The sequence below is a fragment of the Pseudomonas ceruminis genome (genome assembly GCF_021602025.1).
Taxonomy (GTDB): Bacteria; Pseudomonadota; Gammaproteobacteria; order Pseudomonadales; family Pseudomonadaceae; genus Aquipseudomonas; species Aquipseudomonas ceruminis.
The window spans coordinates 26692-45743 of sequence record NZ_BQHW01000017.1 but is presented as its reverse complement, the minus strand read 5'-3'; the positions used below and the strand labels follow the sequence as shown (position 1 = coordinate 45743).

Sequence of the window (19052 nt, the reverse complement as noted above, 5' to 3'; positions counted from 1 at the left end):
CTGGATGGAGACGTTATTATGTTACCTGTTTCTGACGACTCGAGTATTCACCGTGTCCCGATTCCTTGTGCTTTTTGTCGCTTTTCTCGCCAGCTCGGCGCAGGCCGAGGTGCGTGTACTGACCAGCATCAAACCCCTGCAGCAGATCGCCGCCGCCGTGCAGGATGGCGTTGGCAGCCCCGAAGTGTTGCTGCCCCCTGGTGCCTCGCCGCACCACTACGCCTTGCGCCCGTCGGACGTACGACGCGTGGGTGATGCCGACCTGCTGTACTGGGTCGGGCCGGACATGGAGAACTTCCTGCCACGGGTGCTGGGTACCCGCAGCAAGCCCACGGTAGCCGTGCAGTCGCTGCCGGGCATGAAACTGCGTCACTTTGGTGAGGACAGCCAGTCCCACGAGGAAGAAGACCAGGACGATCATGACCACGATCACCGCCCAGGCAGCCTGGACGCGCACTTGTGGCTGTCGTCGGTCAATGCCCGAGTCATCGCGGCGAAGATGGCGGCGGACCTGGCGGCGGCGGACCCTGCCAACGCGGCGCGCTACCAGAGCAACCTGAAGGCCTTCACCGAGCGCCTCGACGGCCTGGATGCCCGCATCAAAGCGCGGGTGGCAGGGATTGCCGACAAGCCTTACTTCGTGTTCCACGAGGCGTTCGACTACTTCGAGTCAGCCTACGGTCTCAAGCACACCGGCGTGTTCAGCGTGGCTTCCGAGGTGCAACCGGGTGCGCAGCATGTCGCGGCCATGCGCAAGCGCCTGCAGGAAGTGGGCAAGACGTGCGTGTTCAGCGAACCACCGCTACGGCCGCGACTGGCTGAAACGCTGACGGCCGGGTTGCCGGTGCGGTTGGCGGAGCTGGATGCGCTGGGCGGCACCGACCCGGTGGATGCCACAGGGTATGAGCGCCTGCTGGAGAAGCTGGCCAATGACCTGGCGGGGTGCCTGGAGCAGCTGTGATGGTTGGGCTGGCCCCATCGCCGGCGAGCCGGCGACAGGGCCGCCGCTATCAGAGTGCGATCGGCAGGTGCAACGCCACCTGCTGGCGCTGCGCCAGGCGCAGTTCAAACTCGCCAGGGTCGTGGATCATCACGTCCATCCCAGCGAATGACTCGGCCGCGATCAGGCGCGACAGCCAGAAGCGCACACAGCCGACCCGCAACATCTCCGGCCACAGCTCGGCCTCGGCTGCCGTGAATGGCCGTAGCGCCGCGTAGGCCGCCAACAGCGCCTGGGCGCGGGGCACGTCGATAGCGCCCTGCTCATCCAGGCACCAGTCGTTCACGGTGATGGCTATGTCATACAGCATCGGGCCTGAGCAGGCGTTGTAGAAGTCGATCACGCCGGTCAGGTGGGTGCCCTCGAACATCACGTTGTCACGGAACAGGTCGGCATGCAGGTTGGCCCGTGGCAGGGCCAGGATCTGCGCCTTGTGCGCGGTGATCTCGTTCAGCGCCGGCTGCAGCAGCGCCACTTGCTCTGCCGTCAGGCGCGGCATCAGTTCGGCACCTGCGGCCAGCATCCAGTCCAGGCCACGGTCAGTCTTGCGCTCGATGACGTGCTCCCGGGTGGCCAGATGAATGTGTGCGAGCAGTTCACCGACCTGGGCGCAGTGCTGGTTGTTAGGCACCTTGATGTGCTTGCCCGACAAGCGCGGCTGCAACAGTGCCGGCTTGCCGCACAGCTCACGCAGGCCGTTACCGTCGCGGTCGCGGATGGCGTATGGCACTGGCATGTCGGCGCCATGCAGGGTATCCAGCAATTCGATGAAGAACGGCATGTCCTCGCTGGGCCCGCGTTCGATCAGCGTCAGGACGAACTCCCCCTGTTCGAGGCTGACGAAGAAGTTGCTGTTTTCGGTGCCGGCGGCAATGCCCTGGAAGTCGAGCAGACGGCCCAGCTCGTACGGCGCCAGAAAGGTTTCCAGCTCAGGCCGGGTCACGGGGGTGAAAACTGACATGATGAAAAATGCCCATACGGGCACTTCCGCCGGGAAGTGCCGGGTTGATGTGAACGGTGCGCGTCAGATTACCACTCGAAGATCTTCCAGGACGGAATCAGCATGTCCGGCTGGTCGGATCGAATGAAATTGCCATCAGAGCCATCGGCGCGTACCAGAAAATAAGGCTTGCCGTTTTTCGGCGTGATCTTGATCGCATACAGGAAGCCGTTCTGCCGGTATTCCTGGATGGTTTTATCGCCTTCCGTGCGAATGGTCACCTCGGGATCTGCCGAGGGGGCGTCGTCCGCCGCCAGGGTGACGACTGGCATGGTTGCCAACAGGCTGAGCAGTAACAGGCGATTGAGTGTACGCATGATAACCTTGTCCCTTTGTCGTCATTGATCCGGCTATTCTAGCTCCGGACCCGCCGAAAAGGTTGATTCTGCTCATGAGCCAAGCGCCCCTCGTCCTGGTGGACGGTTCCTCCTACCTGTACCGCGCCTTCCATGCGCTGCCGCCGCTGACCACCTCCAAGGGGATGCCCACCGGCGCGGTCAAGGGCGTGCTGAACATGCTCAAGAGCTTGCGTAAGCAATACCCGGACAGCCTTTTCGCGGTGGTGTTCGACGCCAAGGGCGGCACATTCCGTGATGCGATGTTCGCCGAGTACAAGGCCAACCGCCCGAGCATGCCCGATGACCTGCGGGTGCAGGTCGAGCCGTTGCATGCCAGCGTCAAGGCGCTGGGCTATCCGCTGCTGTGTGTCGAAGGCGTGGAGGCCGACGATGTGATCGGTACGCTGGCGCGCAGCAGTGCGGCCCTGGGCCGGCCGGTGATCATTTCGACCGGTGACAAGGACATGGCGCAGCTGGTGGACGGGCACGTCACCTTGGTCAACACCATGACCGGCAGCGTGCTGGACGTGGCCGGCGTACACGAAAAATTCGGCGTAGGCCCGGAACACATCATCGACTTCCTTGCGCTGATGGGTGACAAGGTCGATAACATCCCGGGCGTGCCGGGGGTGGGCGAGAAGACCGCAGTCGGCTTGCTGACCGGTATCGGCGGCGGTCTGAGCGATCTGTATGCCAACCTCGACAAGGTTCCGGCGCTGGCCATCCGTGGTGCCAAGACGTTGCCTGCGAAACTCGAAGAACACCGCGACGCGGCGTTTTTGTCCTATGAGCTGGCGACCATCAAGGTCGACGTGCCGCTGGACATCGAGGTCGATGCGCTGGTCTGCGGCGAGCCCGACCGAGAGGCGCTGCTGGCGCTGTATACCGAGATGGAGTTCAAGAGCTGGATTGCCGAAGTGCAGCGCGATGCGGCCACAGCCGGCGATGACATTGCCCCGGCCGAAGAGCCCGTCACCAAGGTCGAGCCTCAATACGAGACGGTCCTGGACCCGGTTCGCTTCGACGCCTGGCTGGAGAAACTGCGCCAGGCGCCGTTGTTCGCCTTCGACACCGAGACCACCAGCCTGGATGCCCAGCAGGCGCAGCTGGTGGGCCTGTCGTTCGCCGTTGACCCGTATGAAGCGGCCTACGTGCCGCTGACCCACGACTATGAAGGCGCGCCGGCCCAGCTCGACCGCGAGGCCGTGCTGCTGGCGCTCAAGCCGCTGCTGGAAGACCCCGCCAAGGCCAAGGTCGGGCAGAACGCCAAGTACGATATCAACATCCTTGCCAACGGCTCACCCGCCATCCACATGCGGGGCGTGGCCTACGACACCATGCTCGAGTCGTATGTCTACAACTCCACTGCCACCCGCCACGACATGGACAGCCTGGCGCAGAAGTACCTCGATCACACCACCATCGCCTTCGAGGACATCGCCGGCAAGGGCGCCAAGCAGTTGACCTTCAACCAGATCCACTTGGACAAGGCAGGCCCCTACGCCGCCGAGGACGCCGACATCACCCTGCGTCTGCACCAGGCCTTGCAGGCCCGCCTGGCGCAGACGCCGAGCGTGCAGCCAGTGCTGATGGACATCGAGATGCCGCTGGTGCCGGTGCTGGCCAAGATCGAGCGCCAGGGCGCGCTGGTCGATGCTGCCCTGCTGCAGGTGCAGAGCGGTGAACTGGGCGTGAAAATGGCTGACCTTGAACGCCGCGCCTACGAACTGGCAGGCGAAACGTTCAACCTCGGCTCGCCCAAGCAGCTGGGCTCGATTCTTTACGACAAGCTTGGCATGCCGGTGCTGAGCAAGACCGCCAAGGGCCAGCCGTCCACTGCCGAAGCAGTGTTGGACGAGCTTGCCGAGCAAGGCTACCCGCTGCCCGAGGTGCTGATGCAGTACCGCAGCCTGAGCAAGCTCAAGAGCACTTACACCGACAAGCTGCCGGGCCAGATCAACCCGCGCACCGGGCGCATTCATACCTCGTATCAGCAAGCCGTGGCCGCTACCGGGCGCCTGTCGTCGAGCGACCCGAACCTGCAAAACATCCCGATCCGTACCGCCGAGGGCCGGCGTATTCGCCAAGCCTTCGTCGCAAGCCCGGGCTACAAGCTGCTGGCCGCGGACTATTCGCAGATCGAGCTGCGTATCATGGCCCACCTGGCCAAGGACGAAGGCCTGCTGCATGCCTTCCGCAACGATCTGGACGTGCACCGCGCCACGGCCGCAGAAGTGTTCGGGGTAGCCTTGGAAGCGGTCACCACCGACCAGCGCCGCAGCGCCAAGGCCATCAACTTTGGCCTGATCTACGGCATGAGCGCCTTCGGCCTGGCCAAGCAGATCGGCGTCGACCGCAAGCAGTCGCAGGACTATATCGATCGCTATTTCGCCCGCTACCCCGGCGTGCTGGCCTACATGGAGCGCACGCGCACCCAGGCAGCCGAGCAAGGCTTCGTTGAAACCCTGTTCGGTCGGCGGCTTTACCTGCCGGACATCAACGCCAAGAACCCCGCGCTGCGCAAAGGCGCCGAGCGTACGGCGATCAACGCACCGATGCAGGGTACCGCCGCCGATATCATCAAGCGGGCGATGGTCAACGTCGACAATTGGCTGAGCGAAAGCAGGCTGGATGCGCGCGTGATTCTGCAGGTACACGATGAACTGGTGCTGGAGGTGCGCGAGGAGCTGGTGGATCAGGTGAAAGATGAAATTCGCCAGCACATGAGCCGTGCCGCCCAACTGGATGTGCCGCTGCTGGTCGAAGTAGGTGTTGGCTCGAATTGGGACGAAGCTCACTGATTGAGCCGGGTAACCTGTGTAGGATCTGCGTTGCAGTGACGTGGATCCTGGCATGGCTCGATGCCATTAGTGCGGAAGTTTCATGAAACTATCGCAAATAGTTTTCAGGGCTTTGGAACTAAACCGGTGAAACGGCGCTCAGAGTAACTGAATGGCTGGTGAAGCCCTTCGATGCTCCTATGTTGTGTTAAGTGTTGGCAGATACCCGGACCCCGCCCTAGCGGTCCGGACTTGAACCCCGAACTTCCCCCTCCCCATACGAAGTCCGGGGTTTTTTTTGCCCGTCATTTGGGCCCTATCGCCGGCAAGCCGGCGATGGAGTCACCTCAGGCCACCGGCTTGTCTTCCAGCGCCATCCAGCCCGCCAGCACCCGGTAGGCCTCTTCGAGCCCCAGGCGCTTGGGTGCCGAGAACAGCTGGATAGTCACGCCATCCCCCCAACCTTTGCGAATTTCCGACTGGACCTTGAGCAGGGTGTTCTTGCCGGCGCCATGGGTCAGCTTGTCGGCCTTGGTCAGCAGGATGTGCATGGGCATGGCGCTGGCCTTGGCCCAGTCGAGCATCATCTTGTCGAAGTCGGTCATCGGATGGCGCACGTCCATCATCAAAATCACGCCGCGCAGGCATTCGCGGCTGCCCAGGTAGGCCTCCAAGTGGCGCTGCCAGTGCTGTTTGAGCGGGATCGGGACTTTCGCATAACCGTAGCCTGGCAGGTCGACCAAACGCCGTTCATCGTCCAGACTGAAGAAATTCAACAGCTGGGTACGCCCTGGAGTCTTCGAGGTGCGGGCCAGGCTGGCATGCGTCAGGGTGTTGAGGGCGCTGGATTTGCCGGCATTGGAACGGCCGGCGAAAGCCACCTCGTAGCCCTGGTCGTCCGGGCATTGTTCGACCTTGGCAGCGCTGAGGGCGAATGTGGCTTTCTGGCAGAGGCCGAGGATGGGGTTCTTGACTTGCATGGGATTTCCGATGTGGGTGTTGCCAAAGCCTAGGCCGGCAAGCGGTGTCGTTTCCGTTTGGATGGCGGAAGTATATAATGCCCCAGTTTTTGTGTGCTCATTCTCCCAGCGAAGGAGATCGAGCATGGGGTGTCGAACAATAGCTCGCGCATCAGAACGCAGCGCGTCCCCCAACCCTGTCAGGTCGTTTCGCATCGCGAAATGGCTGCTAGCTGTCGGTATGTTCCTGCCGTTTTTCAGCGCACAGGCTACACAGGATCCCGAGGCGTTGTACAACCGCACGTGTGCGGCCTGTCACGCCGGGCAGTTGCCACAGGCGCCCAAGAAGGGTGACCAGGCAGCGTGGGAGCCAAGGCTGGCGCAAGGCATGGAGGTACTCATGGCGCATGTAACTCAGGGTTTCAAGGCTATGCCGCCGCGTGGATTGTGCATGGACTGCAGTGCCGAGGACTACCGTTTGGTCATCCTTTGGATGAGCGGCAGCCCCGATACATAACATTTCACCCTTAGCCGTGTTGGATTAGCTGATGAACAAACTAGTCGTGAGTCTGCTGTTGACCATGGGTGTCGCAGGTGCGGCCAATGCTGCGGAACCTATCAAAGGCGATGCCACCGCCGGCCAGGCCAAGACGGCCGTCTGTGGTGCCTGCCACAACCCGGACGGTAACAGCCTGGCGCCGAATTTCCCGAAACTGGCCGGCCAGGGCCAGCGCTACCTTGAAAAGCAATTGCATGACATCAAGTCTGGCAAGCGCACCGTGCTGGAGATGACCGGCATGCTGGCCAGCTTCAATGACCAGGACCTGGCCGATATCGCCGCCTACTTCTCCAGCCAGAAAGGCAGCGTTGGCGCAGCCGATCCCAAACTGGTCGAGCGGGGTCGCGCGCTGTTCAACGGCGGCGACCTGGACAAGGGCATGCCGGCCTGTACCGGCTGCCACTCGCCCAACGGGGCAGGTATCGCCCTTGCTGGCTTCCCGCACCTGAGCGGCCAGCATTCGCAGTACGTGAGCAAGCAGCTCACCGACTTCCGCGAAGGCAACCGCACCAACGACGGTGACGCGATGACCATGCGTACCATTGCTGGCAAGCTGAGCAACCATGACATCGAAGCGCTGGCCAGCTACATCCAGGGCCTGCATTAACATTGAGTTAATGCAGCAACGCTAAAGATGAAAGGGCGGTGCGGACCGCCCTTTTTTACGTCCGCAGCCGGTACACTACAGAACTCGGGCCCTTCCCGACCTGTCTCAGCACAGGTCGCGTCGAGGCGACCAATGACTGCTCAGGAGTAAAGCATGCGTAAACTGATTCTCAGCGCTGCGCTGGTCGCCGCCAGCGTATTCGGTATGGCCGCCGTACAGGCTGCGGAGCCTGCCACCGCCGGCAAGGAATATATCGAGCTGAGCAACCCCGTGCCGGTCTCCGTGCCTGGCAAGATCGAAGTGGTCGAGCTGTTCTGGTACGGCTGCCCTCACTGCTACCATTTCGAACCGACCATCAACCCCTGGGTCGAAAAACTGCCCAAAGACGTCAATTTCAAACGCGTCCCTGCCATGTTCGGCGGCCCCTGGGATGCCCACGGCCAGATGTTCCTGACCCTCGAAGCCATGGGCGTGGAGCACAAGGTTCACGCAGCTGTGTTCGATGCTATCCAGAACCAGCACAAGCGCCTCACCGACCCTAACGATATGGCCGATTTCCTCGCCACCCAGGGCGTCGACAAGGACAAGTTCCTCGCCACCTTCAACTCCTTCGCGATCAAAGGCCAGGTCAACCAGGCCAAAGAGCTGGCGAAGAAATACGAAATCAGCGGCGTTCCGAGCATGGTGGTCAACGGCAAGTACCGCTTCGATCTGGGTACCGCTGGCGGGCCGGAAGGCGTGCTGAATGTAGCCGACCAGCTGATCGACAAGGAGCGCGCCGCTAAGTAAGCGGCGAACCCCATGCGCCGCTTGCGAAACGAGCGTGGCATTGGCTTGCATCAGCCGCAGGTCAACGAGCATCACCTGCAGGCGCCTGGCCTGCCCGAGGATGGTCGCCTGCGGCTGCTCAGCTTCAATATCCAGGTGGGCATCAGCACCGAACGGTATCGGCACTACCTGACCCGCAGCTGGCAGCACCTGCTCCCTCACAACGGGCGCGCCACCAACTTGCAGAAGATCGGCGAGCTGCTCAACGACTTCGACCTGGTGGCGTTGCAGGAGGCCGACGGCGGCAGCCTGCGGTCTGGCTATGTCAACCAGGTGGAGCACCTGGCGCACTTGGGGGCCTTCCCCTACTGGTACCAACAGCTCAACCGCAACCTTGGGCGTTTCGCCCAGCACAGCAATGGTGTGCTCAGCCGCCTCAAGCCACAACAGCTCGAAGACCATCCCCTGCCCGGCCCTGCAGGGCGAGGCGCGATTCTGGTGCGCTTCGGCGAAGGCCAGGACGCGCTGATCGTGGTCATGATGCACCTGGCACTGGGGGCCAAGACCCGCGCCCGCCAGCTGGCCTACATTCGCGAACTGATTGGCGGCTACCGCCACCAGATCCTGATGGGTGACATGAACACCCATGCCAATGACCTGCTTGACCACTCCCCCCTGCGCGATCTGGGGCTTATCGCGCCGCAGGTCGAGGCCACCTTCCCCAGTTGGCGACCGCAGCGTTGCCTGGACCACATCCTGCTCAGCCCCAGTCTCACCCTTGAGCGGGTCGAGGTGCTGGCGCAGCCGATTTCCGACCATCTTCCGGTGGCGGTAGAAATCCGGTTGCCGGATGCATTGACGGCGGATACGCTGCCGGCGTTGCGCTAGCTCCGCTAAAGCGTCTCAATTCCCTCAAGTGTTCGAGGTCTGCGCCGACAGCGTGTAATCACAGCCAACAGATGCACCACCTGTCGCGGATCCAGGCATGACCGAAGAAGCTGAGCGCTGGAAAGAAAAATACCTCAAAAGCATCGAACAGCAGGAAAAGCTCGAGCGACGCTGGGAAGCACGGCTCGACCTGCTGCGCCGTGGCCTGGTGCGCAGTACCCTCGCCGCCGAAGGCAGCGACAAGGTGGTCGACCAGTGCATGAAAGAGATGCGCGAGGTCATCCGTAGCGACAACATGGATGCTGGCCTTGCCGGGTTGATCCCGCGCCTGGAAAAGGCTGTGCTCGATTCCGAGCAGCGGCGTGAAACCCGTATGAATCAGGTCAGCGATGCACTGACCGCGCTGGTCGCCCAGCTACAGGGCCTGCCATTACCCGGCGATGTTTCGCGGCCACTGAAGAAACTGGCAAAAAAACTCGATGGCGGGGTCAGCCAGTCGCGCGAATTACCGCCACTGCTGGGTGAGCTCAGTGGCCTGCAGGGGCGCGCGCTTTCTGCCTTGAACACGCCGCAGGAAGAGGTCCGGCCAGGCCTTCTGCAACGCCTGTTCGGCAATCGTGACGGCGAGCCTGCTTCGCAACCGGAGCCTACTTCCGCCGGTGCGTTGACCGAGGCACAACCACAGCCGCTGCCGGATGGCCCCGGGGTGGCGCATCTGTCGCCAAGTGATGTCGACGAACTGCGCTCGCTGGGCTCGCCTGTGCCAGCCGAGCCTGTCGAACCACCGGGAGCGGTCACGCCTGACCCGGCCCCTCCGGTGCCGTTGCCGGTCGAAACCGTTAAGCCGCCCAGCGCGCAAGCTGACCCTTCGGTATTGCCGTTGCAGCCTGTAGAGCCCACGGCCGAAACACTGGCCCTGGCGCCCCTTGAGGAAACCTTCGGCGAAGACGGCCCCTACGCACTCCCTGACGCCGTCGAGCCGCCCTACAGCCAGGTCGCCGCGCACATCGAGCAGACACTGATCGGCCTGCTCGATGACCTCAGCCTGCCGGAGCGTCACAAGGCCCAGGCCCTGGAGATGCGCGAGCGTGTAGCACGTGGCTTGAACTGGTACGAGTTGATCCCGGTACTCGATGACCTGGCCGTGCTCATGCTGGCCATCACTGACAGCGGCCAGCACGAATTCGAGACCTACCTGCAGCAGATCAACGAGCGCCTGGAAAGCTTCCAGAGCCATTTGCACGAAGCCAGCGCAGGCCATGCCGACAACAGTTCGGCCGCGCGTGAACTGGACAGCCAGTTGCGTGAACAAGTCGATGGCCTGCAAAGCAGTGTGCAGGGTGCAGCCGATGTCGACAGCCTCAAGCAAATTCTGGAAAACCGGCTCGAAGGCCTGTTGGTTACCATGGACGACCATCAGCACGAGCGTGATCGCCGTGAGCAGGAACTCGCCGGGCGCCTGCAAGGGCTGGCCGAACGGGTAGCGAACATGGAGCAGGAGGCCCTTGGCTACCGTGAACACCTGGAAGAACAGCGGCAGAAAGCCCTGATTGACCCACTGACCGGCCTGCCCAACCGCGCCGCCTGGAGCGAGCAGGTCGAGCGTGAACTGCTCGACTGGCATGAAAACGGTGGCCACCTGGCGATGGCGATACTCGACCTTGACCATTTCAAGCGCATCAACGACAGCTACGGCCATCTGGCAGGGGACAAGGTCTTGAAGATCGTTGCCGACCAGCTGCGCAAGCGCCTGCGCGGGCGTGACTTCATCGCCCGTTTTGGTGGCGAGGAGTTCGTGCTGCTGCTGCCGCAAACCTCACCCGCTGCGGGCGCGAAGATTGCCGAAGGGCTGCGCGCGGCAATAGAAGCCTGCCCGTTCCACTTCAAGGGTGAGCGGGTAGTGATCACCGCGTCCATCGGCCTGAGCGCCTTCCGTTCAGGCGAGCGCGGCGACCAGGTGCTCAAACGTGCTGATGCGGCACTGTACCGGGCCAAGGACCTAGGCCGTAATCGGGTGGAACAAAGCTGAACGGGTGAGCCGTGCGTGCATACGTTATGCTATTGCATTACTAGCTCATCAACCTGGCTTCCACCATGAAAGCGTTGTTTTCCGCATTGCTGCTGCTTGCCCTGGCCGGTTGCTCGACCGGCCTGCGTATCGACCGCAGCCACACCTCGGCCAACCAGGACAACCGCATCCAGTTCGTTGTCCTGCATTACACCAATGCCTCGCTGGAGCGCTCGCTGGCGCTACTCACCCATGGCGAGGTCAGCAGCCATTACCTGATCGGCGACGGCCCGGCCACGGTCTATCAGTTGGTCGATGAAAACCGTCGTGCCTGGCATGCCGGCGACAGCCAGTGGCAGGGGCGGACTTGGTTGAACTCCAGCTCCATTGGTATCGAGATCGTCAACCCGGGGTTCGATACCACTCCCAACGGTCGCGTCTGGTACCCCTACAGCGAAGCGCAGATCCAGGCGCTGATCGCTCTTCTCAAGGACATCGTCAAACGTAACAACATCGAGCCGCGGCACATCATCGGCCACAGTGACATCGCGCCGCTGCGCAAGCTTGACCCGGGGCCGATGTTCCCCTGGAAGCGCCTGGCCGATGCCGGGCTGGGCATCTGGCCGGAGCCCACTGCGGTGGCGCGCCAGCAAGCCTACTTCAGCGACAACCCACCGACCGTCGGCTGGTACCAGCAGGAGCTGGCACGCTTTGGCTACGCCGTGGAACAGACGGGGCAGCTGGATGTAGCCACCCGTCACGTGATCGCGGCTTTCCAGATGCACTTCCGGCCTGAGCGCTTCGATGGTATGCCGGATGCGCAGACGGCAGCGATGTTGCAGGTGCTCAACCGCATGCGCTGAGCCTGAGCGCTTCGCTGCACTCCGCCAAACGGCCACGCCAATCCGCCATCCAGTTGCTATACCTTGTATATCAACTGGATGCTGCCCATGTCGGCCCTGATAACTGCACTGCGCCAATTTTTTTACCGTCCCTGGATGCTGGCCACTCTGGCAGCGTTGGCCAGCGCTGCGGTATTGCTCACGGCGAGCATCGGCATTGCCCTGCAGCAGATGAAGCAGAGCGAGAGTGCGCAGATGAACGCCCAGGGCGAACGCTTCCTCGATCGCCTTGAGCAGGTCTTCGGACAGCTGCGCGAAGGGGTCGATGACCTGCAGGCGCAACCGCTGCGTGGGTGCAGCCCGGCGATGTTGGCGGCGTTGCAGCAGGTCGGGCTGAGTTCGCGTTTCATCTATGAAGCGGCTTATGTGGACGCCAACGTCGCCTGTTCCAATCGGGGTGGAGCAAGAGCATTTGTGCCCACGCGGCCACCCGATCTTCAGGGCCCCACCTACAGCTACTGGCTGAACACCACAACCGAGCCCAACGAAAACCTTGCCGCGCTGATGTTGGCACGGGGCAATTTTCTGGTTTCCACCTCGCGGGGGCATTTGACCGATGTGGTCGACCTGCCGCCGGGTGGCAGCTTGTTGGTGGTGCTCGACAACGGCACACGGGCGATTCCGGTGCTGGGCCCGCCCCAGGTCTGGCCGCCGACCAGCGACTGGCCACCGCCCAGCCAGAACTCCCTGTTCGAAATGCAGGACCGCCTGATTTACCGCATGCCGACCAAATCGCCCGATTACCAGCTGGTACTGATAGCCCCTCGGGCCAGCCTGCCGCTGAAAATGAACGGCATGCTGTGGCTGTTGTTCCCCGGTAGTGTGCTGGCGGCCTGTTGCATCGGCTGGCTGGTACTGCAACTGATCCTGCAGCGGCGCTCGATGAGCTCGGAGCTACAGAATGCGCTACGCCGCGGTGAGTTGCAGGTGCTGTACCAGCCGATCATCGAGCTCGACACCCGACGCTGTGTGGGGGCCGAGGCATTGGTGCGCTGGCGCCGCCCGGACGGAACGCTGACCAGCCCGGACCTGTTCATCCCGCTCGCAGAAAATACCGGGCAGATACGGCAGATTACCGATTTTGTGCTGCAGCGGGTGCTGGAGCAGCTCGGCCAGCTGCTGCGCTCGCATCGCAATCTGTACATTTCGGTAAACCTTGCCGCATGCGATGTGATGGTGCCGCGCATCGGCGGGGTGGCTGCGCGATTACTGGCGCTGCACAGGGTCGCGGCGAGCCAGATCGCGTTCGAGGTCACTGAGCGGGGTCTGATTGACGTAGTGGTGGCCCGCGATAACCTGCAGGCCTTGCGAGCGGTGGGTCATCAGGTATTGATCGATGATTTCGGCACGGGGTACTGCAGCCTGGCCTACCTGCAGACTTTGCCGGTGGATTGCCTGAAAATCGACAAGGCGTTCATAGATGCCCTGGGGCACGATGCCGCCAGCAGCGGCGTGGCACCGCATATCATCCGCATGGCCCACGACCTGCATCTGCGGGTGATCGCCGAAGGCATCGAATGCGAGGCCCAGGCGGTGCTGCTCAACAGCGAAGGGGTCAATTACGGGCAAGGCTGGCTGTTCGCGCACCCGCTCAATGCCCGCCAGTTCGCCGAGTTGGTCACGCGTGGGCGGCAGGTCAGGCGGCAGCGGCTCGATGATGAGCCCTGAGCGCCGCCTTGACCCTCCCGATCAGACGGGCAACGCCATATAGAACTGGGTACCCTGCCCTGGCCGCGAAAACACCCCCATGCGACCGCCGTGCAGCTGAACGATTTCCTTGCATAGCGCCAACCCCAGCCCAGCACCGCCCTTCTTGCGTCCGACTTGTACAAAGGGCTCGAAGATGCGCCCTTGCTGGCCATAAGCGATACCTTCGCCGTTATCTTCGACGCTGATGATCACCCGTTCGGCGTGCCGACGTGCATGCAGGCGAATTCGCCCACCGCTGGCCGTATGACGAATGGCATTGTGCAGCAGGTTGTCCAGTACCCGGTCCAGCTGGGCGACATCGGCGTGGATGCGTGGCAGCGGTGGCTCCAGGTCCTTGATCAGGTCGATCTGCTTGAGCGCGGCCTGCTCGCTGAAGCGTGCCTGGGCGCGCTCAAGCAGCTCGTCGAGGGCGCAGGGGGCCAATTCGAGTTTCTGCAGGCCGCTCTGGTAGCGCGAGAAGTTGAGCAGGTCGTTGATGAGCTGGGTCAGGCGCTGCATTTCCTCGCCGATGGTTTCCAGCAGGTCATGCTCGCGTGCTTCCGGCGGGAACTTGATGCGCTCGCGCAACAGCCCGAAGGCCATGTGCATGCCGGTGACCGGGGTACGCAGCTCGTGGGAAGCGCGTAGCACGAACTCGCTGCGCACACGCTCGAAAGCGCGTTGTTCGGTCACATCATGCAGCACCATCACCGCGCCCAGAATAGGCCCTTGCGGGTGACTGACAGGGGTCAGGCTGTAGGTCAGCAAGCGTGATTCGTCATCGACCTCGATGCTCAGGTCGTCGGGTGGGCGATCCAGGCTGCCGCCGCGCAGCACCTGGCGCAGTTGTTGCTCGAGCTCGGGGCGCTGCAAGGCTTCGGCCAGGCCGCTGCCGACGCGGCTGTCACTCCAACCCAGCTGGCGCTGGGCGACTGGGTTCAGGTGCTCCAGCAGCCCTTGGCGGTCAATGATCAGCAGGCCGTCGTCGATGCTGTCGAGTACTGCCTGCAGGCGCTGCTGGCCGGCCAGTAGCTCATCGACATTGGTGGCCTGGTGCTTGCGCAGGGCGTCGGCCATCAGCCCGAAGCGTCGGGTCAGCTGGTTGAGTTCGATGGCCTGGGTGACCGGCAAGGTGACCTCGAAGTTACCTCGCCCAAGTTCATCTGCGGCCTTGGCCAGCGCCTCGATGGGCTGGCCGAAGCGGCGGGCAATGTTGTGTGCGGTAATGAAGCCGAGTACCAGGACTACCAAGCCCATCAGGCCGAGCACGCCGCTGACCAGCAAGGCGCGGCCCCGGGTGCGTTCTTCGCTGCGGGTGATGTGATCGAGCGCTTGCCGGTGCGAATCGAGCAGGTCGGTGCGGACCTGGTTGAAGGCTGCCCCCAGGGGCTGATCCACCCCGAGGCTGCGAGCGGGTGCAGGGCTTTCGCGGTAGGCCTGAAGGAAGGCCTGGTAGTTGCTGCTGGCCTTGCTGAAACCGGTGCGCTCACCACCTTGCGCCAGCCCTTGGGTGAGCAGTTGCTCGAAGTTTTCCTGCAAGGTCCGCAGGCTCTCCGGGGTGGTATCGTCATCGAGCATGAGCGTCAGTTGCTCGCCCAGGTTCTGCCGCAGTTTCAGCCCTACCTCAAGCACATGCGTGGTGTCGCGCACCGACTGCTGTTGCATGTTTGCCATCTGCAACACGCTGACCAGGCCAAGCATCAGGCCCAGCAGCGCCACCGTCACCAGCGCCGATATGCTAAGAAAAAGCCGCGTACGCAGCTTCATTGGCCATCTCATAGATTGTACTGCTTACGCTTGCGATACAGGGTGGACGCGTCGATGCCCAGGGTCTTGGCGGCCTGGTCGAGCGTGTCGCTGGCCGCCAGCACTGCACCGATGTGAGCGCGCTCGAGTTCATCCAGGCTCAGGGCGGCGCCAACCCGAGGCGCATTGCCGGTGGGTTGCTCGCCCATGCCCAGGTGGCTTATCTCCACGCGTTCCTGCGGGCAAATGATGCTGGCACGTTCTACCACGTTGCGCAGTTCGCGAATGTTGCCCGGCCAGCGGTAGTTGAGCAGTGCAGCGCGGGCCTCGTCGCTGAAGCCGCGGGCTGGGCGGGAGTATTCCTTGACGAAGCGGGCCAGGAAGCGGTCAGCCAGGGTCAGGATGTCTTCGCTGCGCTCGCGCAGAGGCGGCAGGTGCAAGGTGATGACGTTGAGGCGGTACAGCAGGTCTTCGCGGAAGCGGCTTTCGCGCACCATCTCTTCCAGATTGAGGTTGGTCGCGGCGAGGATGCGGACATCCGCACGGCGGGTTACCGGGTCGCCGACGCGTTCGTACTCCTTGTCCTGGATGAAACGCAGCAGCTTTGGCTGCAGTGCCAGTGGGAAGTCGCCGATCTCGTCAAGAAACAGGGTGCCGCCATCCGCTTGGCTGACCCGTCCCAGCGTGCTCTCGCTGGCACCGGTGAAGGCGCCGCGGGTATGGCCGAACAGTTCGCTTTCCATCAGTTCGGCATTCAGCGAGGGGCAGTTGATGGTCACGCAGGCCTTGCGGGAACGCTTGCTCCAGCTGTGAATGGCCCGCGCCAGCTCGCCTTTACCGGTACCGGATTCGCCCAGAATAAGGATGTTGGCATCGGTGGTGGCTACCTGGCGGGCAGTTTCCAGTACGGCCATCATTGCCGGACTGTGCGAATCGAGGCCGTCCTTGGGCTTGCGCACCTCCCCCTCCAATGCTTCCAGGCGTGCAGACAGCTGGCGCACCTCCAACTGTTTGGCTGTGGCGAGGCGCAGCTGGTCGGGGCTGCACGGTTTGACCAGGTAGTCTGCGGCCCCGGCCTGGATCGCGTCGACGGCAGTGTCAATCGCCGAATGGGCGGTGACGATCACCACGCGCATCCAGGGCGCCTGGATACGCATCTGCGCCAGGACATCAAGGCCGTTGTCCTCGCCCAGGCGAAGGTCAAGGAAGCACAGGTCGAAGACCTGGCGCTGCAGCAACGCCTCGGCCTGCGCGGCGCTGTTGGCCGTGGCCACACTGTAGCCCTCGTCCTCGAGGCAGTAGCGGAACGTGCGCAGGATAGCGGACTCGTCATCCACCAGCAGAATGCGGCCTTGGTTGTCCTGGGCTGATTCCATTTCCAGCGCTCCTTAGGATAAGTCTTCAATTAGTGTGGGAAAAATCGGGCAAGTTGCATGGTCAATTCTGAAGGATTCTGTGCTTTGCATGCTAGCCAGTGGCCCAACAGTGCCGCTAAGCCGCGATATCTCGATGATTTTGTTAGAGCTCCAGGCTGGCACATTGGTTGCGACTATTTTCAGATTTTGCCTACAAAAGGAGTGCAGTCATGCCCTTTCCCACTCGAATGGCCGTATTGACGGCTGGTTTGCTGTCCATTTGCACCCCGGTGTTTGCCGATCAAGTCGACGACGCGCGCCTGGAGGGGTCCCTGCAAACGGCGCTGGCGCTCAACCGCATACTCAATCCGTTTCGCATCGAGGTAGAGGTCGATGGCCAGCGAGCACGTCTGTCGGGCGAGGTGGAAAACGAGGTAGAGCGCCAGTTGGCCGAGCACGTTGCCCTGGCCACCCGCGGAATCGAGCAGGTCGACAACCAGTTGAAGGTCAATGCCGAGCTGGTCGAGCGCCCGCTCGAATTGCGGGCCTATGCCCAGCGCTTGGAGGACGCCACCTTGGCCGCTGTCATCCGCGCCCGGTTGCTGTGGAGCCGTACCACCGAAAAGGCGCCCATCGAGGTGCAAAGCAGCGACGGCGTGGTGACGCTGCGCGGCAGGGTCGACAGCGTGGAAGCCAAGGAGCTGGCAGGGGTCGTGGCGCGAACGACCGATGGCGTGCACCTGGTCAACAACCTGGTGAGCCTGGACACCGCTGCCATGGCCAAGGCGCGGGAAACGCCGGTTGGCGCCCCCACAGGACCACAGCCCAGCGACCGGTGGGTAATCGACAAGATCCAGAACAGTTTCCGGTTCAGCCGTAACCTCGACGGCCTGAATATCAAGGTGGCCAGTGATGACGGCATGGTGCGGCTGTCCGGTGAGGTGGTCAGCAATGAGCAGAAAACCATTGCGCTAGAGATCGCCCGGCAGATTATCGGGGTGCGTGGGGTGGATGCCGACCTGCTCAAAGTGGCCACCAAGGTTGAAGGCTGAATCGTGCAATTAGCACGACGTCACGAAGGGCATCGTGCAGGATACGTCCTTCAGCCCTACGAGGTGTTTGTGTAACTCATTGATTTATAACGTTTTTATGGGTGAGCAAAGACTGGCACGCAGGCTGCAATTAACTGTTCAGGTTTGAATAGAAAAATTACAGCAGGAGAGCCGGCATGAACCGCCAATCCGACAACCGCTCGCAGAATGCCGCACTGCCATTGCGCCAGTTCCTTTTATTAGGGATGGCGCTGCTGCTGACGTTGGCCGCAGGCCTCTTTTATTACAGCTGGCAGACCGCGCGACTCGCCGAGCAGGTTGCCGCGCAGACTGCGCTGCTGACGCAGATCCAGGCGACACGTGCCAATACATTGGTAAAGGCAGCCGAACCGCTGCCTTCGGCCAATACCTCGCCGGCCACTGTTGAAAATGTCGTACCCCAGCAGCGCTGGGTGTTCTGAGACAGCGGTTGGACCGATTTCAAAAAAGAAAGGAGAAGCATCATGCTGAGCTGGGCTATCACTTTCCTCATCATCGCCATTGTCGCTGCAGTCCTGGGCTTCGGTGGTATCGCTGGCGCCGCGACGGGTATCGCGAAGATCCTGTTCATTGTCTTCCTGGTGCTGTTCGTGGCGTCCTTCTTCTTTGGACGGGGTCGAGGTTGACGATGAGCAGGAAGCTTTGCACAGCCCTGGCTGCTGCCCTGTTGTTGGGCAGTAGTGCAGGGGCAATGGCGGCCAATGATGGCCAAGTCCGAGCCGATCAGTTGCTCGGCTCGGACACCAAATACCGGGAAACCTGGCAGAAGGCGATCAAAGGCGAGGAACGCCTGCCCGACTGGGTGATCAACCTGACGGGCAGCGCGCAGGAGCAGATGTCTGCAGTGACCGAAGACGGTGACAAGTACTTGGTCGGTCCGCTGTGCGAATCCCAGGACAAATGCACCTACAAGCGTCTGATCGTGGCATTCAGTTGGGACAAGGATGAAGCATACGGGATGCTGGTAGAGGTGCCCGAGGGGCTGCCGAGCGACAAGTCGCCTACCCGTCATGCGCAGTACACATGGATTGGCAAGCCGGATGACGGCATGCAGAAATTGCTGCAGGAGCAGCTCAAGCGCGACCCGAATTGGTACTGAGGGTTTTCGGACAAGCGGTCGCGCACTGTCACGTGATAGAAGCGGAACCTTTCTATCGTTCTCGCTTCTATGATGCGCCGCCTCGAGGAGAGGCTGCACATGACCAAGGGGCCGGGCTGTTCTGATCGTTGCAGGATCGGAGTGGCCTAGGGGTACAGGGAGTGCCTCCAGAATTGGGCCGGGTCAGGAAAGGCATAATCGGAAGCTTCAGGTCTTACGTGCGGATGTGCGTCGTCACGACCTGGCTTCCGAGGCGCCATCTA

General features: G+C 62.3%; 18 protein-coding genes. 13 read left to right on the top strand and 5 right to left on the bottom strand.

Annotated elements, in window-relative coordinates; genetic code table 11:
- Positions 1-4 precede the first annotated feature (4 nt).
- Positions 5-961, top strand: a complete 957-nt coding sequence (locus L6D80_RS18875) for a zinc ABC transporter substrate-binding protein (RefSeq protein WP_176514694.1) — start codon at positions 5-7, stop codon at positions 959-961.
- A 49-nt stretch (positions 962-1010) separates the two neighbouring features.
- On the opposite strand, the gene L6D80_RS18870 is transcribed toward L6D80_RS18875, so the two are convergent.
- Together L6D80_RS18870 and L6D80_RS18865 are read right to left on the bottom strand one after the other, a co-directional pair.
- Positions 1011-1961: a homoserine kinase gene (locus L6D80_RS18870; protein ID WP_176514685.1), complete on the bottom strand. Its 951-nt coding sequence runs from the start codon at positions 1959-1961 to the stop codon at positions 1011-1013.
- A 68-nt stretch (positions 1962-2029) separates the two neighbouring features.
- The gene (locus tag L6D80_RS18865; protein WP_012316858.1) at positions 2030-2317 is read right to left on the bottom strand and encodes a DUF2782 domain-containing protein; all 288 of its coding nucleotides are present in this window, start codon (positions 2315-2317) and stop codon (positions 2030-2032) included.
- Positions 2318-2391: 74 nt separating this feature from the next.
- Between L6D80_RS18865 and polA the strand changes: the two genes are divergently transcribed.
- On the top strand, positions 2392-5139 hold the full coding sequence (polA, locus tag L6D80_RS18860; protein ID WP_054902198.1) for a DNA polymerase I: 2748 nt from the start codon (positions 2392-2394) through the stop codon (positions 5137-5139).
- Positions 5140-5465: 326 nt separating this feature from the next.
- On the opposite strand, the gene yihA is transcribed toward polA, so the two are convergent.
- The gene (gene yihA / locus L6D80_RS18855; protein ID WP_054902197.1) at positions 5466-6098 is read right to left on the bottom strand and encodes a ribosome biogenesis GTP-binding protein YihA/YsxC; all 633 of its coding nucleotides are present in this window, start codon (positions 6096-6098) and stop codon (positions 5466-5468) included.
- Positions 6099-6291: 193 nt separating this feature from the next.
- Between yihA and L6D80_RS18850 the strand changes: the two genes are divergently transcribed.
- The 7 genes from L6D80_RS18850 (at position 6292) to L6D80_RS18820 (ending at position 13477) form a co-directional block, all read left to right on the top strand.
- Complete coding sequence (locus tag L6D80_RS18850; RefSeq protein WP_054902268.1) at positions 6292-6594, top strand: c-type cytochrome; 303 nt, start codon at positions 6292-6294, stop codon at positions 6592-6594.
- A 31-nt stretch (positions 6595-6625) separates the two neighbouring features.
- Positions 6626-7243: a c-type cytochrome gene (locus L6D80_RS18845; RefSeq protein WP_054902196.1), complete on the top strand. Its 618-nt coding sequence runs from the start codon at positions 6626-6628 to the stop codon at positions 7241-7243.
- 153 nt (positions 7244-7396) lie between these two features.
- Positions 7397-8032 carry a thiol:disulfide interchange protein DsbA gene (gene dsbA / locus L6D80_RS18840; protein WP_176514683.1) on the top strand — a complete coding sequence of 212 codons (636 nt, stop codon included), beginning with the start codon at positions 7397-7399 and terminating at the stop codon, positions 8030-8032.
- 12 nt (positions 8033-8044) lie between these two features.
- On the top strand, positions 8045-8899 hold the full coding sequence (locus tag L6D80_RS18835; RefSeq protein ID WP_054902194.1) for an endonuclease/exonuclease/phosphatase family protein: 855 nt from the start codon (positions 8045-8047) through the stop codon (positions 8897-8899).
- Positions 8900-8996: 97 nt separating this feature from the next.
- Positions 8997-10928, top strand: a complete 1932-nt coding sequence (locus tag L6D80_RS18830; RefSeq protein ID WP_176514681.1) for a GGDEF domain-containing protein — start codon at positions 8997-8999, stop codon at positions 10926-10928.
- A 65-nt stretch (positions 10929-10993) separates the two neighbouring features.
- On the top strand, positions 10994-11770 hold the full coding sequence (locus tag L6D80_RS18825) for an N-acetylmuramoyl-L-alanine amidase (protein ID WP_198756814.1): 777 nt from the start codon (positions 10994-10996) through the stop codon (positions 11768-11770).
- A gap of 87 nt (positions 11771-11857) precedes the next feature.
- Positions 11858-13477: an EAL domain-containing protein gene (locus L6D80_RS18820; protein ID WP_176514672.1), complete on the top strand. Its 1620-nt coding sequence runs from the start codon at positions 11858-11860 to the stop codon at positions 13475-13477.
- Positions 13478-13498: 21 nt separating this feature from the next.
- On the opposite strand, the gene L6D80_RS18815 is transcribed toward L6D80_RS18820, so the two are convergent.
- Both L6D80_RS18815 and algB read right to left on the bottom strand, forming a co-directional pair.
- Positions 13499-15277, bottom strand: coding sequence for a KinB sensor domain-containing domain (locus L6D80_RS18815; RefSeq protein WP_054902190.1), 1779 nt, complete (start codon positions 15275-15277; stop codon positions 13499-13501).
- Positions 15274-16620, bottom strand: a complete 1347-nt coding sequence (gene algB / locus L6D80_RS18810) for a sigma-54-dependent response regulator transcription factor AlgB (RefSeq protein ID WP_054902189.1) — start codon at positions 16618-16620, stop codon at positions 15274-15276. Before algB ends, L6D80_RS18815 begins: the two co-directional genes overlap by 4 nt.
- A gap of 209 nt (positions 16621-16829) precedes the next feature.
- Here algB and L6D80_RS18805 point away from each other — a divergent pair, with 209 nt between their 5' ends.
- From L6D80_RS18805 to L6D80_RS18790, 4 genes are all read left to right on the top strand, one after another.
- The gene (locus L6D80_RS18805) at positions 16830-17651 is read left to right on the top strand and encodes a BON domain-containing protein (protein ID WP_176514670.1); all 822 of its coding nucleotides are present in this window, start codon (positions 16830-16832) and stop codon (positions 17649-17651) included.
- 176 nt (positions 17652-17827) lie between these two features.
- Positions 17828-18112 (top strand): hypothetical protein, encoded by a 285-nt coding sequence (locus tag L6D80_RS18800; RefSeq protein ID WP_054902187.1) that lies wholly within the window; start codon positions 17828-17830, stop codon positions 18110-18112.
- A 42-nt stretch (positions 18113-18154) separates the two neighbouring features.
- Positions 18155-18316, top strand: coding sequence for a DUF1328 domain-containing protein (locus L6D80_RS18795; RefSeq protein WP_003252966.1), 162 nt, complete (start codon positions 18155-18157; stop codon positions 18314-18316).
- 2 nt (positions 18317-18318) lie between these two features.
- A complete protein-coding gene (locus tag L6D80_RS18790) occupies positions 18319-18789 on the top strand; it encodes an inhibitor of vertebrate lysozyme family protein (RefSeq protein ID WP_054902186.1) in 471 nt (156 codons plus the stop codon).
- The last annotated feature ends 263 nt before the right edge of the window (positions 18790-19052 follow it).